Annotated in this window: 13 protein-coding genes; all 13 read right to left on the reverse strand. The window is 66.7% G+C overall.

Annotation, left to right across the window (positions count from 1 at the left end; genetic code table 11):
• Positions 1 to 869: NAD-glutamate dehydrogenase domain-containing protein (locus ABZ827_RS28565; RefSeq protein WP_357243175.1), on the reverse strand; the 869-nt coding region annotated here is incomplete at its 3' end.
• A gap of 208 nt (positions 870 to 1077) precedes the next feature.
• Complete coding sequence (locus tag ABZ827_RS28570) at positions 1078 to 1965, reverse strand: zinc ribbon domain-containing protein (protein ID WP_357243178.1); 888 nt, start codon at positions 1963 to 1965, stop codon at positions 1078 to 1080.
• 27 nt (positions 1966 to 1992) lie between these two features.
• Positions 1993 to 3108 (reverse strand): hypothetical protein, encoded by a 1116-nt coding sequence (locus ABZ827_RS28575; RefSeq protein WP_357243181.1) that lies wholly within the window; start codon positions 3106 to 3108, stop codon positions 1993 to 1995.
• A gap of 107 nt (positions 3109 to 3215) precedes the next feature.
• Complete coding sequence (locus ABZ827_RS28580) at positions 3216 to 3563, reverse strand: helix-turn-helix transcriptional regulator (protein ID WP_357243184.1); 348 nt, start codon at positions 3561 to 3563, stop codon at positions 3216 to 3218.
• A gap of 23 nt (positions 3564 to 3586) precedes the next feature.
• A complete protein-coding gene (gene eccE, locus ABZ827_RS28585) occupies positions 3587 to 5314 on the reverse strand; it encodes a type VII secretion protein EccE (protein ID WP_357243187.1) in 1728 nt (575 codons plus the stop codon).
• Positions 5311 to 6663, reverse strand: a complete 1353-nt coding sequence (gene mycP / locus ABZ827_RS28590) for a type VII secretion-associated serine protease mycosin (protein ID WP_357243190.1) — start codon at positions 6661 to 6663, stop codon at positions 5311 to 5313. The genes eccE and mycP overlap by 4 nt, the downstream gene beginning before the upstream one ends.
• Positions 6663 to 8201, reverse strand: a complete 1539-nt coding sequence (eccD, locus tag ABZ827_RS28595; protein ID WP_357243193.1) for a type VII secretion integral membrane protein EccD — start codon at positions 8199 to 8201, stop codon at positions 6663 to 6665. The genes mycP and eccD overlap by 1 nt, the downstream gene beginning before the upstream one ends.
• A complete protein-coding gene (locus tag ABZ827_RS28600) occupies positions 8198 to 9907 on the reverse strand; it encodes an AAA family ATPase (RefSeq protein WP_357243196.1) in 1710 nt (569 codons plus the stop codon). The genes eccD and ABZ827_RS28600 overlap by 4 nt, the downstream gene beginning before the upstream one ends.
• A gap of 30 nt (positions 9908 to 9937) precedes the next feature.
• Positions 9938 to 10801 (reverse strand): ESX secretion-associated protein EspG, encoded by an 864-nt coding sequence (locus tag ABZ827_RS28605; protein ID WP_357243199.1) that lies wholly within the window; start codon positions 10799 to 10801, stop codon positions 9938 to 9940.
• A gap of 25 nt (positions 10802 to 10826) precedes the next feature.
• Positions 10827 to 11126, reverse strand: coding sequence for a WXG100 family type VII secretion target (locus ABZ827_RS28610; protein ID WP_357243202.1), 300 nt, complete (start codon positions 11124 to 11126; stop codon positions 10827 to 10829).
• Positions 11127 to 11188: 62 nt separating this feature from the next.
• Entirely contained in the window at positions 11189 to 11632 is a 444-nt protein-coding gene (locus tag ABZ827_RS28615) for a hypothetical protein (RefSeq protein WP_357243205.1), read from the reverse strand.
• 40 nt (positions 11633 to 11672) lie between these two features.
• A complete protein-coding gene (locus tag ABZ827_RS28620; RefSeq protein ID WP_357243208.1) occupies positions 11673 to 13073 on the reverse strand; it encodes a PPE domain-containing protein in 1401 nt (466 codons plus the stop codon).
• A 28-nt stretch (positions 13074 to 13101) separates the two neighbouring features.
• On the reverse strand, positions 13102 to 13434 hold the full coding sequence (locus ABZ827_RS28625; protein ID WP_357243211.1) for a hypothetical protein: 333 nt from the start codon (positions 13432 to 13434) through the stop codon (positions 13102 to 13104).
• Positions 13435 to 13446: the final 12 nt, after the last annotated feature.

Here is a 13446-nt window from a genome sequence, read left to right on the forward strand (position 1 = left end):
CCCCGCGCCACCGCACCGAACCGCAGATGCACACCCTCCACCCGCGGCGAATACACGAAGATCTCGTACTTCGGCCGCGGCTGCGGAAGTTCGGCTATCTTCTGCGGGTCGAATTTCAGCGAGAGGTGGGCCGGCGGTTCGCCTTCGGCATCACGACGGAAATAGTTGGTGCGCAGCGTCGCGGTGACCACATCGAGTACCGCGCGCAGCACCCGGTCGGTGTCCAAGCTGACCACGGCGTCGATTTCGGCTTCCAGCCATTCTGCGATACCCGCGGCCGATTCGGTATCGCCGTCGGGATCGAAATACGCCTCGAACAGGCGCACGAAACCGCGTGCCATATCCGGGCTGGCCAGCAGCACTCGGGTGATACCCCCCGCGCCGTAGGAGAATCCGGCCTGCTTCAGATATTTCGCGTATGCGCGCAGCACCACGACCTGCCGCCAATGCAGGCCGGCCCGCAGAATCAACTCGTTGAGCGTATCGACCTCGGCATGCCCGAACCACATGGCCTCGAACGCGGCCGTGAATCGCTGCGCGATCCCCTGGGCACCGGGACTTTCGGGCTGATCGAGATCTGACTCCAGCTCCGGGTCCAGCTGAGTACGTAATACCGCCGACACCACCCGTAACCGGAAATCGTATATCCAGTCGGATTGTTCGTTATCGGAGTCGATCTGATAAGGCCGCTCGTCCACGACCTCCACGCCGAGGCTGTGCAACACCGGCAGCACCCGGCTCAGCGATACACCCTCGCCCGCGGCATAGAGCGTGAAGCGCCACTCCCCCGGCGGAGCATCCGCGGTGCGGTACAGCGCGGTACGGAAACGCGCCGGCCCCAGTTCGTCCGGATCAATCCGGAATCGCATCGGCGAAACTGTGTCCTGCAATGTCGTCACCGTAATCCGCGCCTTTCCGCTTCGGTTTCGAGCTCTCTCAACAGGCACTCTACGCGTTTAATGTGCCGTTGTATAGCGGTACGTTAAATGTGTGTAGCCAATCACCCGGGCCCGGCCGCCGGGAAGAAAGCACCGGGCCTGCGTGTTCGCGAGAGGAACGAACTCCGGAAAGTTCGCACTAGGGCTGCAACAACCCGGACCGCATCAGAAAGGTACGCGCACCGGCGCTGTCGGAAAACGCACCGGTATCGATGCGCAGACCCGATTTCGTATCGGCATACCTGACCGCGGACGAGGCGCTTATCGCGGCGAACACATCCCCATCGGCAACCACATTGCTACCCGCCGAACGCCATTGCGCGACAGCCTGGGCCAGCGCACCGGGCTCGGCTGTCTGCACCTGGAACGTCAGCGAGCGACCGCCGGTGATCTCGCCCATCAGCAGCGGACTGGCCGCATCGAGCACACAACTCTGCACACCCTCGGTCTCGGCATGGGGCCGGCATGAGGCGGCCTGCAACGGACCGGGCAATGCCGACACCGCGTCGGTGGCCGCGGCCGGTCCGGCGGGACCGGCGAGCCCGGCCGGACCCATGAGCTGCGGCGCGGTCAGCGCACAGGATTTGACCATGAGGAAGGCCAGCACCAGCAGCACCGCGACCGCGAGCCCCCCGGCCGCCCGCCACTGCCATTTCGGATGATGTTTGTGGACAACGGTTTCCGCCTCATCGACCAGACGAGATCGCAGGAATCCGAGGAGACCACGGGTCCGGTTGTGGTGCGGGTGATGATCGGCAGCACCCTGGCCGCCGGGCGACGAAAGAGCCGGAGCATCATGCCCGGGTTGCGCGTGTGTTCCCGGCAGCGCGCCCAGCGCACCGGCGCGGCCGCTCAACTCGGCCATATGCGCACCCAGCCCGCTGTGTCCACCCGGCTGCCGGCCCGGTTCGGTGGCCCCGCTGTGGGATACCGGTGCGGGGGTATCCGGAAGCGGCGCACCGCAATTAGCGCACGCGCCGACTCCCGGGCCGGCCGCATGCCCGCAGTACTGGCATCGCACCGTCATCCGCCCACCTCGCACCTCATCGGGGCCTCACTGCCCGGTGATCACGATGGCCGAGATCGCCACGGTGTTACTGGAGGTGTCGCCACTGGATTTCAGTACGGTCAGCACGATTTCCGAAGCCTTGATCGGCTTTTTCATCTCGGTCACCACCAGCGATCGCTGATCGAGCGTCTCCTGGGTGTATGTGGTCTTCTCATCGTCGTTGAACTCGTACGAGAGCCGGCTCACCGTCCGGTTCTGGGTCCATTGATCGGTGCCGTCGGTGTCCACGTGGTCCCAGCCCGGTACGACCCCGATCGAATCGATCTCGTATTCCTTACCCAGGTCGATGCGCAGGACCTGACCGTCGATCTTGAAAGCACGCGGGCAGGACCACGCTTTGTCCGGTTCCCCGGAGAACGCGTCCATACCGTCCGTGCCGCCGGTCGGACATTTCGCCTCCGCCGATTCCGGCTGGATGGTGCCGCTACCGGACGGTTCGGTCTGCGGCGCCTCCTGAGTCGGCGCCGGGGTGACCGCCAGCGGCTGGGTTTCCGATTCCTCTTTACCGCCGGTCAACACCAGCAGGACCACGATCACCAGGGCGACCACCGCCGCGACGGCCAGCGCCACGCGCGGTTTGCGCAGTTGATCGGCCACCTCGCGGGCGATCTCCTGGGGCGACTGACGCTCGGCGCGGCTCGGTTCGGCCTCGGTAGCCCGTTGCGGCTCGGCTTCGGGCGGGGCCGTCGAATTCAGCCGGTCCGCGACACGTTCGGCGTTCTCTGTGGCGAGCGAGCCCGTTTGGGTGTCGGGCATCTGCCCACTGAGCAGAGCGTTGATCCGCTCACTCGCCGAAGGGCCGGCGGTGGAACGGCGCGGGCGCGAAACCGCGGGCCCGGAGTCCGGTCCGGCCGCGAACGAGCCCACACCCGCGGGTTCCGGTACGGCCGACTCCGCTGATGGGTCGCGATGTGAGGGCGCCGGGGCGAGTAGCGATTCGTCGAACGCGACGTCCGAGCCGACCAGGCCGGGGCTCGGCTCGGGCTCGAGGGTCTCATCGGGAGAGTTCCCGCTGAGCCCGAACGCCGGATCCGCCAGTATGGCATCGAGAATCGCACCTCGATTGCGGAGAAATACGTCTCCGGAATCGGCTTCGGGCATAGGCGAAATGGTATCGGTTGCCCGGGCGCCGAAAGTGTCATCATTCCCACTAGTGGGAGCTCGGTCCAGGGCCGCGGACCGGCCCGGGAGCCGGTCCGCCGATGAGATCAGCGCGTTTTCTCAGCGGTCACGAAATACTCCGGCGGCACATCGAATACCCGCGCCAGAGCGATGATCAGATCCAGCCGCGGAATGGCGTCACCGTGGATCAGCCGGTACAGACCCGACTGCGATACCGGAACATCGGGATAGGCGAGCTCCAGATGCTGGGCCAGCGAATACAACGTCAGCCCACGGGTCGAACCGTCCTCGGTGGACACCACCGATTCGGCGATGAGTTCCGAAAGCCGGCTGGAGAATATCGCCGCGGCGGCCTGCCTCGGTGTCTGCTCCTGCGCGCTGTCCGGGCTGTCGAATCTTCCACTGTCCGGTTCGGGATCCGCTACCACGGTCATCGAGATTACCTGCTCTGCCCTAGTCAACGAGTGGGATATCCACGTGGTCTCGTCACGGGGACGGTGCGTTCGGAGCCGACCGGCGGTGGGGACACTGCCGGCGGTCGTTCGTTGTGATCGAGATACCGCGTTTCCCCACGCGGTTCGACCAGATCTACCCGGACCGTACGCATCGGAATCCGCACATCGATCTGTGCGTCGCCGACCTGCTCGATCGCCAGATCCACCGAGCCGCGACGCGGACTGCCCGGATCGCTGATGGAGACCGTGGTCGGCGCCGACGACGCCCGCGGCGGCAGCTGGTCGAAAACCGTGATGCTGGCGCGTGCCCCGGGCTCCGGCTCGTCGGCTCCGGCCAGCCGCAGCGATCTGGCGTCCCCGACGGCGCTGACCAGATGCTGCCAGCGCTGTGGACGGCTGGTATGCACCTCGACATCCGCGCCGACGACGGTGGCACGCAGGACCAGTTGCTGGGCGACCGGCAACATCGCGTGCACGTCGACGGTCCGCCGGCGTGGATTGTAGGGAGCCGGGTCGTAGAGCGGCAGGGCGAGCTGGTGCCGGGTCTGCCCGCTGATCGCGCCCAGGATCTGGCCGTTGGGGCCGATCGCGACGGCCAGATCGGCGTGCGATTCGGCGGGCGCTTCGTCCACCTTCCGTTCGTCACGGTTCAATTCCCGCAGCGAAACCCCGGTGGGCAGCGTGGCGCGAAGTGCCAGGGACTGGCGGCCGGGCAACCGGCGCAGATAGTCCGGCAGCGCTTCCGTCATCGCCGGACCGATATAACGGACCAGCGCGCGCGGGCCGTCGGCACCGGACAGGCTCACCACGAGGGTGGTACGCCCGCTGTTCCAGGTCCAGCAGTCGTCCAGTCCCGAACCGTCGAGCTGTGACCAGTCGATACCGAAACTGGTGACGAATCGGCCGGGTACCGAGGTTTTCAGACGATCCCACCGCTCGGTCAGATCGCCGATTTCGGCGCCGGCGTGCAGCAGGCGGGTGGCCTCCAGCAGCGCCGCGGCGGGCAGCGGATGCGCGGCCATACCCCGCTCACGAAGGCGCCCGGCGATCCGGTGTGCCGCGGTGGCCAGCGTTCTGGGCCCGACCACCGCACAGGGGCCACGTCTGGCCAGTACCTTCAGATTGCGTTCCTGGTCGAGCCGCAGCACCAGCCAGGTCATCCTGTTCCCGACGACCGGGTGGGACCCGATCAGCTGGTCGTAGAGCATGCTGTAGCTGCCCGCCGACCGGACCCGCTGGCCCGTGGTGACGATATCGATATCGATGCCGATGCCGTAATGGTCCAGCATCGGCAGCAGGCTCTCGACCGAGACGGTGTCCTCGGTGTAGATGGTCTGTTCGGCGATCACGGTGGGCAGATCGAGATTCGGGGCGAGCTGGATCATGGCGACCAGCACATCGCCGTCCTGCGCGATACCGCAGATCCCGGCCGGAACGTCGATATCGTCGACCGGCAACTGTTCGGCGAGCAGTGCGGCGCGAGCGGATCGTCCGGTCCGGAACTCGAACCAGTCGAGGAACCATCGGACCGGCGTACGGCCGCCGATCCGGACCACCACCGCCAGTAGCAGTCCGGCGGCGATCAGGGCCGTGCCCCACAGCGGTAGATACTCGGATACTCCGGCCATCACGACACTGCCTCCGATCGCTGTCACCGCGAACGGGCCGCGTTCCACCCCGGCGACCCGGCGGTCCGGTGCGTGTACCGCCCGCTCCGCCGTTACTGTCACCGTTGCCTCCGCCGGGCGTTCACGCCGTAGGTCACGCCCGCGCCGATCAGCACCGCGGCGACGATCACCACGGCGGCGGTTATCCCTGGTTTGGCATCCCGCCCCCGAGGTGGTTCCGGCAGCTCGAGTCCGGCGACCTGGAACAGGCCCTCCGGGTGTTGGGGCGGAGTCCGGTAGCTCAGCGCCTCGAGCGGATCGATCAGACCCGCGCCCACAATATTGTCGACACCGCGGGCCGGGGCATGCGCGCTCGCGGTGAGCCGCGCCGTGATCTCCGTAGGTGTTTCGTTCGGATACCGGGAACGCAGCAGAGCGGCCACACCGGCCGTATAGGCCGCGGCGAAGGACGCGCCACCGACCGGGGCCAATTTGCCCGGTTCGCCGACACCGTTGATCAAACCGGTTGTCCCCGGGCCGAGTGATTCGATGCTGGTGCCCGGCGCCGCGACCGTCACCCAGGGGCCCAGCAGCGACTGATCGGTGACCCCGCCGTAGGCGGTGGTGAATCCGACCGACAGCACCGACTGGGCGAAAACCCCGGGTACCGAGGCGGTTTTCACATACTCCCAGTTCCGCGGGTCGGCGGGGCGGCCCGGATCCGAGTCGGGGTTCTGGGCACAACCCGAACTGTCGGTGTTACCGGTTCCGGCGACTATCAGCGAACCCCGTGTATGCACGGCATAGCCGACCGCTTCGGCCACCACCCCGAGGTCCACGCCCGAATCCACCGGCAGGCATATCGGCAACGGCACCGCGATGATCCCGGCGCCCATATTGGCGGCGTGGGTGATGGCGCGCGCCAGGGTTCGCACCTCGAGCGCCTGCCGCTCCCGTTGGTCGCCGCCTCGTTCGAGGCTGAATGCCGCCGACCGGTAACGAATGGAGAGGATTCGCGCGTCCGGTGCCACCCCAGCGAAACCGTCCCCGGGATCGGCCGTGCCGGAAATAATTCCGGCCACGAGGGTGCCGTGTGCGTCACAGTCCTGGAGCCCGTCGCCGCCCGCGGCTACATAGTCCCCGCCGGCGGACAGATTCGGCAGGCGCGGATGTGGCGACACACCGGTATCGACCACAGCGACGGTGACACCGGCGCCACGGCTGAGCGTCCGGGCATCTGACAGATTCAACGCCAGCTCCGACGGGGGCGTACGCGATACGTCGGAGTCCTTCAGCAGACCCGTTGACAGACAGCCGCTGTCCTGTCTCGTCGGCTGCTCCGGAGCCGGTGGACCATCCGGTGGCACCACCCCGACCACCACCTCCGGCGGTACCAACGCCGCCGCCGGCCCGGCACCGGGGCCCAGCACGAGCGCGGCAAGCGTTACGGCCACAGCCCGGCCCAGGCGCATCAGATTCCTCGCATGGCGGTGTAGACGCCCATGATCCAGAACGCGAGCACCGGAACGACAAGAATGAGTGCGTACTCGATCAGATCGGTGATCCGGCGGGTCACCGGCGTCAGGCGTTTGCCCGGCAGGGTCAGTGCCGCGGCCACCGCCGCGCACGCGATCACGGCGACCACGACAACGACGGCGAGCCGCGCGAAGGAGCTCCCATACGCGGCGACCTCCACCGCCGCGACTCCGAGCACGGTGATCACCGCACCGGTGACCAGCGCGATCGCCTGGACCCGGTCCGGATACCAGCGCGAGCGCATGGCCAGGATTCCGGCCACCGCGGTGCCCATAACGATCTCCCGGACACCGCTCGGGCTCACCGCCGCACAGATCACCGTCGACACCGACAGGAGCGCGGAGATGGCCACCACGAGCCCGCGGAGGCTGGTGACAGCCAGTCGCGCCCGGCTTTCGATCCCGGCCTCGTGCCGGTGCCGGGTTTCCTCGGCGGCCGCCGCGATCTCGGCTTCCTGTTCCATATCCCGGTGGGTTTCGGCGTCGAAGATATCGGTCAGAGTGGCCGGGTTCACCTCGTTACCGGGATCGGGCAGGTCCGGCGGCCGGATCCGGGCGATCACCACCGAGATCCGGGGAGCCACGGTGAGCAGGATCAGCCCGGCGAACACCGCACCTCCGGCGACCTGGCGTGTCACCAGATCGAAGTAGGCCAGCGGCAGGACAACGGCGGTGACGGTTACCCCCAGCACCGCGATACTCATCAACGTGGCGATGCCCGAACCCGTCAACCGCATCATCGCCATCGCGGCGACAGCGCAGACCACCGCGCCCGCCGCGATATTGGCGGGCGCGAACGGTCCCGGCTCGCCGTAGGCCGGCGGCACCAGCATGGCGCTTCCGGCGAAGAGCAACGGAATCGCGGCCAGCGCCGCGCCCAGGGTGAGCCGGCGCGCGGCTCCCCGGCCCCGCAATGCGACAGCGACCGCCCAGCACAGCACACCCAGCAGCAACGCGGGCAACCCGCACCACAGCAGCGAACCCGACTGAGTCCACGCCCAGGAGAGCATCGCGGCGATCCCCACCGCACCCACTCCGAAAACGCCCAGTCCCACGACGGCGGCGGTATCGGCGTCGAATTCGGCGAATTCACGCTCGTTGATAAGCGCCAGCGCGTCGGTGATGTCCTCCACGACCGGAGTGAAGACCTCGGCCGATTCGACCGGCGCCAGCATCAGCACGGTTCCGTCGACGATGTCGTGATCGCCCAGGCTGCGCCAGCGCGGAATCGGCGGCTCACCCGGACGCGCGAGGCTCCACTGACCGTGCGGCGGACTGAAATCCACTTCCTCGTCGCCGATCGCGTTCGCCAGCACGGACACCAAGTCGTCGATGAAGGTCTCGACGGTGAACTTGGTCGGCACCACGACATCCACCTGGTAGGTGGCGACCATGACCGCGATCCGGGCGCGCGCGACCTCGGCCGGCGCCGCACCACCCGCCGGAGACGGTGCCGCCGTCTGCACAGCGGTCACCGCATACCTCCGTAGTTGCCGCCGGACTGTTCGGCGACATAGCCCGGAAAGTCGTCGGCCAGTTCGGCCGCCAGGTCCTCGAAGGCGAGCACAGTTTCTTTCTCCAGCATCCGCAAATCGATCTCGCCACCTTCGGCGAGATGCGGATCGTACGGTACCCGAATGGTCGGCCGCTGCGCCGAGACGAACAGCTTCTCGATCGCCTCGATATCCACGGTGGGCTTGGCCGGATGCTGGCGCACGATCGCGACCACCGACGTCGCGATCAGGCGATCGAACCCGTGCGAGCTGAGCCAGTTCAGCGTCGCGACCGCACCGGTCACCCCGCCGACCGTCGCGGGAGTGACGACGACCACCGCGTCACTGGTGCGCAGGACCTGGTTGGTCGATGAGTCCAATACTCCGGTCCCGCAGTCCACCAGCAGCAGGTTGTAGTGGCGTCGCAGCGTCTCCACACCGGTCTGGTATTCGCTCCCGGTCAGTGCCTCGGACGCGTCGGTACTCCACGGCGAGGCCACCACCGCGAGATCGGCGGTATTGACCGCTGTATAGGAATGGACCGACGAGAAGGACTCCAGCCGCCCCCCGGCCTGGGCGAGGTCACGCAGGGTGAGGCCGAACTGGTGCCGGCTCGTGCGGCTGGCGAGATCCCCGAAATCCGGGTTGGCGTCGATGGCGACCACGCGGTCGGGCCGCAGTTTCGCGAACGTCGAGCCGAGGCCGGCCGCGACGGTGGTCCGGCCGACGCCACCCTTCACGCTCACCACGGCGATCTGATACGGCGCGGTGAGCTGGCGGCGGATCTGGTTACGCCTGCTCTCGGCACGTTGTTCGGCCGGCGACAGACCCAGATTGAACCCGACCTTGTTGAGCGCCCCCCGCATACCTTTGGACGAGCGCAGATGCGCCTGTCGCACGGCGGCGATCTCGGCGAGCAATTCCGCCGAGGCGAGCGCGGGCGGCAATACCTCGACCCGGTTGGTTGTTTCGTAGGCCGGACGTTGAATCCGGTCGGGGACCCGTGAGGTGTCCGCGGCGGCCGCGGCCGGTGGACTGGATGCATAGCCCGGGTGCGCGGGCGGCTGCCCTGCGTACCCCGGGGTCGCGGTGTACGTGGGAGCCGTACCCACTTCCTCCGAACCCACCGACCGGCTTTCCGTATATTCCTGCGGCGCCGCCCAGCCTTCTGGTGCGGACGTCGCCGGATCCGCCTGCGCCTGCGGTGCAGGTGTACCCATCGCGGGCCCCTGCGGATTCTGCTGTTGCTGCCGGCGAGCTATGGCCTGACGCTCTTGCTCAGCTGCCTGCTGATGTGCGGTAACAGCGCGCTGCCGCAGTTCGGCCATGTCTTCCTCGGCGGTGGCGCCGGGGGGCGGCGTGGGGATCGGCGGTTCGGCAAGAGGTTGCGGGCCGGGCGCGGAGGCGGGCTCCGGCGCAACGCTGATCGAGGAGGGGCCCGTGGTGGCGGGTGGCGCCGGATCCGGCGCCACAGCCGAACCGGTTCGATCGGCAGGCTGTTCCGGTACTGCCGGTGAGCCGGTATCCGCGGGCACCGCCGCACCGGCCCGGTCACCCCCTGAACTCGGAGGGGCAGAGGCCGCCTCGTTGTCTCCGGGAGGCTCGCCGAGCTGTGCGAAGTAGGCGTCGTAGCCGCCTTTGGCGAGGGCCGCTGAGGCGTCGCCGTTGGTTGTCGATGCCCGGTTCATCTCACCGTCCTCTCATCCAGCCCTGGAACGTCAACCAGTGCGTGCGGTATCGAACCAGCTGCGGCCGGGCAGCAACTCCGCCAGAGCGTTGATACCACTCCGCACGGCAGTGTGGTCACCCGGCCGGAATGTCGACCGGGTCCGGCCGTCCAACGTAACGGTAGGTGTGATCACAAACCGGCCCGAGAACGTGTCCAACACGTTCATACAGATCCTGAAATCAGGTTTCCCCGGTCCGCCGTCCCGATGTTCGATCATGAGGACCTCGGCTTGGCGGACGATTTCGTTCAGAGCTCGGGTGAGCACATTCGCGGTGCGCGGCGAGGCACCCAGTTCGCGGAGCCCGGCCCGTACTCCGTCCAGGTCCTGCGGCGGCTCACCCGGATCGACGTCGGCCAGAGTGAACGATTCGAAATCCAGTACCGGATAGTCACCGAGAACCGATTCGAGTACCGCGGTGAGCGTATCGAGCTGCCGGCCCTGGTGGAAAACCGACTGGATAACGATCTCGTCGTCACAGCGCACGGCGAGCACATGCCGTTCCCCGCTGCGCACCAGCGATGCGCGCAGCATGGTCGAGGTGTGCCCTCCACGGCCGTTGTCGAGCACCCGGATGGCCAGCTCGGTATCCGGGCGCTCCAGGCACCGCAACCATCCGGCCACCACCGGATCCACCTCGCCCCCGGAGATGATCCCGTCCGCGGTGAGTTGTTCCTTCACCGCGGCCCAGACCCGATCGCGGTCGGAGATCCGGTAGATGTTCGGCGTGACCGCCAGGACCAAGGGGTAGTTGTCGATGCCGACCATGTCCTTCAGGACAAGGGCGGCATCGACATTCAGATCCACCGATACCGGATCGCCGGACCCCACCTCCGCCGCGATATCCACCGGCATATGGCCTGTCAAACCTCCCCTCGACTCACATAAGGTTCGCGAACATACCGGCGACCCGCGTGTCCGCGTCGCCGATCAACGTGGCAGCATGGTTGGTCGCCTTGTCGAGATCATTGAGGCTCGCCGCGTAGGCGTCGACCCGCGAACCCAGCTGATTCGCCACATCGTTGTAGCGCTCGGACGCGGTACCTTTGAACTCATCCAGCATCTTCTGCTGCAGGGACCTCAAATGCACCAGGTTGTCCTCCATACTGCCTATAACGGATTTCACCTGGGACAGCCCGGATTCGATTTCACCCTTGTTGGTAAAAATTTGCTGGCTCATTGCACAAAACCTTTCGAAAATGAATTATCGGTGAATTTTCACGCTCGGTCAGGAACGCGTGGTCACGCCCAATCCACCTTTGCCTTCGACGGTCCCGCCGTCGATTCGAGAGCGGTATCGCCATTGTTCCAGGTAGATTCCTGGGCACCCGGATTTGCGTAATTACCGTCGCCGGCTTCTCCGAGCTGGCCCTTCACCGCCTGCATCGCCGCCTGATCCTCCGAGTCGAATGCCGAACTACCCGAAATGATCTGATCCATGATCTGTTCCATGAATCGTGCGAGATTGGAACCGGTCGTCAGGACGTTACCGAAAGCGTTGTAGACCGCATTACCGGCATTACCTCTGAACGCCGTCTCCAAGACCCCCTGTGCACCGCCCAGCGCCTTGAGGTCCTTCTCCAGGGTCTGCAGCGGTCCCGACATCTGCTTGGAGATCGCGACCATCTGGTCGCCATCTGCCTGAGTCAATCCGGGCATATTTGCAGCTTCCAAACCACCAGCCATGGTGTTTTCCTTTCGGTAGTCCTGATGAACCCCGGCCTACTTACCGGGTGCTGTATCCATTCTCCGGCTCGTCTGCATCGTCGAGCCGATCCAGTACTCCCACGAGTGAGGAGTCCACGAGCAGGTCGTTATCGAGATCGTCATCCTGATATTCGATAACACCGATCACCGGCGGACGCTCGAGTTCCGGAACCTCGAATTGCTCGCCCGGGGTGAAAACCTTCCCCTCTCGCGTTTCCTCGTCCCGGCGGCGACGCCGCATCTGCGCGGCCGGCGCCGAAACGCGCCGCGCCGCACCGCGGGCCGTCGCGGTCGGGGCCACGGTGGGATTGGAAGCGCCGAAGGCGGTACCCGCCGCGGGATTCCAGCCGCCCGGCAACCGGAATCCGGTCGCTGCACCGGGCATCGAACCGATACCGCCGCGCATCATGCCGAAGCCGGCCAGCCCGACGGCACCACCGTTGAGAGCGGCCAGGGTCGATGATTCGGATGAAACACCCAGCAGTGGACTCGAATTCGAGGATTCGGGACCGTAGCCTCCGGGCCCCGCATCGAATCCCTGCTGAGAAGCCAGTGGCTGTTGCGGGTCGGCCAGCGGTTGCTCCGGTCCGGTCGGCCCCGGGTCCGGGCCCGGCCCTTCACCTCCAGGGCCGGAGTCCGGCCCCTCTCCACCGGGATTCGAATTGCCGCCGGATTCGGATCCGCCGCCGTTGCTCGGCGCGTTCGAAGCACTGTTCCCGGGATAGTGCGGACTATCGGGACCATTGGCGATCAAGTTCTGCAGCGGACCCACCGCGTCGTACGAAGGCGGCGGCGGCGAACCCGGGCCCCCCGCAACGATCGGCGGCGCCGGCGTGAGCGCGCCCGCCGCCGCCAGCAGATCGCCCGCCAGACCGAGCGCTCCCGCTTCGTAGCGCATCATCGTCAGGCCTGCCTGAAGCCTGAGCCGGTGGTATTCCATCTCCGCCGCGGCGTGCCAGGCAGTCGCCCCGGCGAAAGCCACAGCCCCGGCCGCGGCGACACCGGGAACCCCGCTGGCAGCGACCGTACTGGATGCCGTCATCGCGGCGGCCGATGCTTCCAGCGCCGCGATAGCGGCTTCTATCTCCGCCCGCGACGGCATGGATCCGAGGGCCTCATTGTGCAGGCCGACTCCTCGTTCGGCCAGCCGGCCGAACGACCCTGAATTCGCTGCCTGGTCACGCACCCAGTGGTTGTGCTTGGCGAAGGCCGATTGTGCGCGCTGGGAGCTCAATCCACCGGGCCACACATCTTTCATCGACTTCAGATGGCCGTCGGTACCGGTCGCCGCCGACTGGAGTGCCTCGTCGGCCGCCGAGTAGGCCCGAGCGGCATTTTCCAGCGGAACCGCGCCGGGTCCGCTGTCGAGCATTGCTCGGTTGACGAGCGGCTCCAGAGCTAAGTACTCGAAGAACGGCATAGAACCCCTGCTCCGATATGTATACCGATCAGCTACCGAACGCAGAGGCGGCCACAGTGTCCGCCGCTTTCACTACTACGGAACCGACCGTATCGGTTCCCTCGAAGATCACCGCTGCCGGTTCGATATGAGCTCCACCGAGGTTGCTCTTGATGATGCCGTCATCGACGAGGGTGGAAAATGCCAATTCGGCAATGGCGAATGCGCCCGTCATGATCATGCCCGGTGCGTGGGCTCCGGTGGGCGCCGGCACCATGTACGGCGCGACGGTGTGCCACCGTGCCTGCAGGCTGGAATCCTTGGCGCTCATTCCGGCGCTGATCGCCGGAAGCAGGTCAGGCGTGACTTCGAAAGAGTCCATCGATAACTCCGA

Source organism: Nocardia sp. NPDC019395, assembly GCF_040632335.1.
Classification (GTDB): Bacteria; Actinomycetota; Actinomycetes; order Mycobacteriales; family Mycobacteriaceae; genus Nocardia.

Bases quoted from the DNA above. Each gene is read 5' to 3' on its own strand.
- ABZ827_RS28620 (WP_357243208.1), bottom strand. From the start codon at position 13,073: ATGCCGTTCTTCGAGTACTTAGCTCTGGAGCCGCTCGTCAACCGAGCA.
- ABZ827_RS28580 (WP_357243184.1), bottom strand. From the start codon at position 3,563: ATGACCGTGGTAGCGGATCCCGAACCGGACAGTGGAAGATTCGACAGC.
- ABZ827_RS28615 (WP_357243205.1), bottom strand. From the start codon at position 11,632: ATGGCTGGTGGTTTGGAAGCTGCAAATATGCCCGGATTGACTCAGGCA.
- ABZ827_RS28575 (WP_357243181.1), bottom strand. From the start codon at position 3,108: ATGCCCGAAGCCGATTCCGGAGACGTATTTCTCCGCAATCGAGGTGCG.
- ABZ827_RS28600 (WP_357243196.1), bottom strand. From the start codon at position 9,907: ATGAACCGGGCATCGACAACCAACGGCGACGCCTCAGCGGCCCTCGCC.
- mycP (WP_357243190.1), bottom strand. From the start codon at position 6,663: ATGCGCCTGGGCCGGGCTGTGGCCGTAACGCTTGCCGCGCTCGTGCTG.
- ABZ827_RS28625 (WP_357243211.1), bottom strand. From the start codon at position 13,434: ATGGACTCTTTCGAAGTCACGCCTGACCTGCTTCCGGCGATCAGCGCC.
- ABZ827_RS28605 (WP_357243199.1), bottom strand. From the start codon at position 10,801: ATGCCGGTGGATATCGCGGCGGAGGTGGGGTCCGGCGATCCGGTATCG.
- ABZ827_RS28610 (WP_357243202.1), bottom strand. From the start codon at position 11,126: ATGAGCCAGCAAATTTTTACCAACAAGGGTGAAATCGAATCCGGGCTG.
- ABZ827_RS28570 (WP_357243178.1), bottom strand. From the start codon at position 1,965: ATGACGGTGCGATGCCAGTACTGCGGGCATGCGGCCGGCCCGGGAGTC.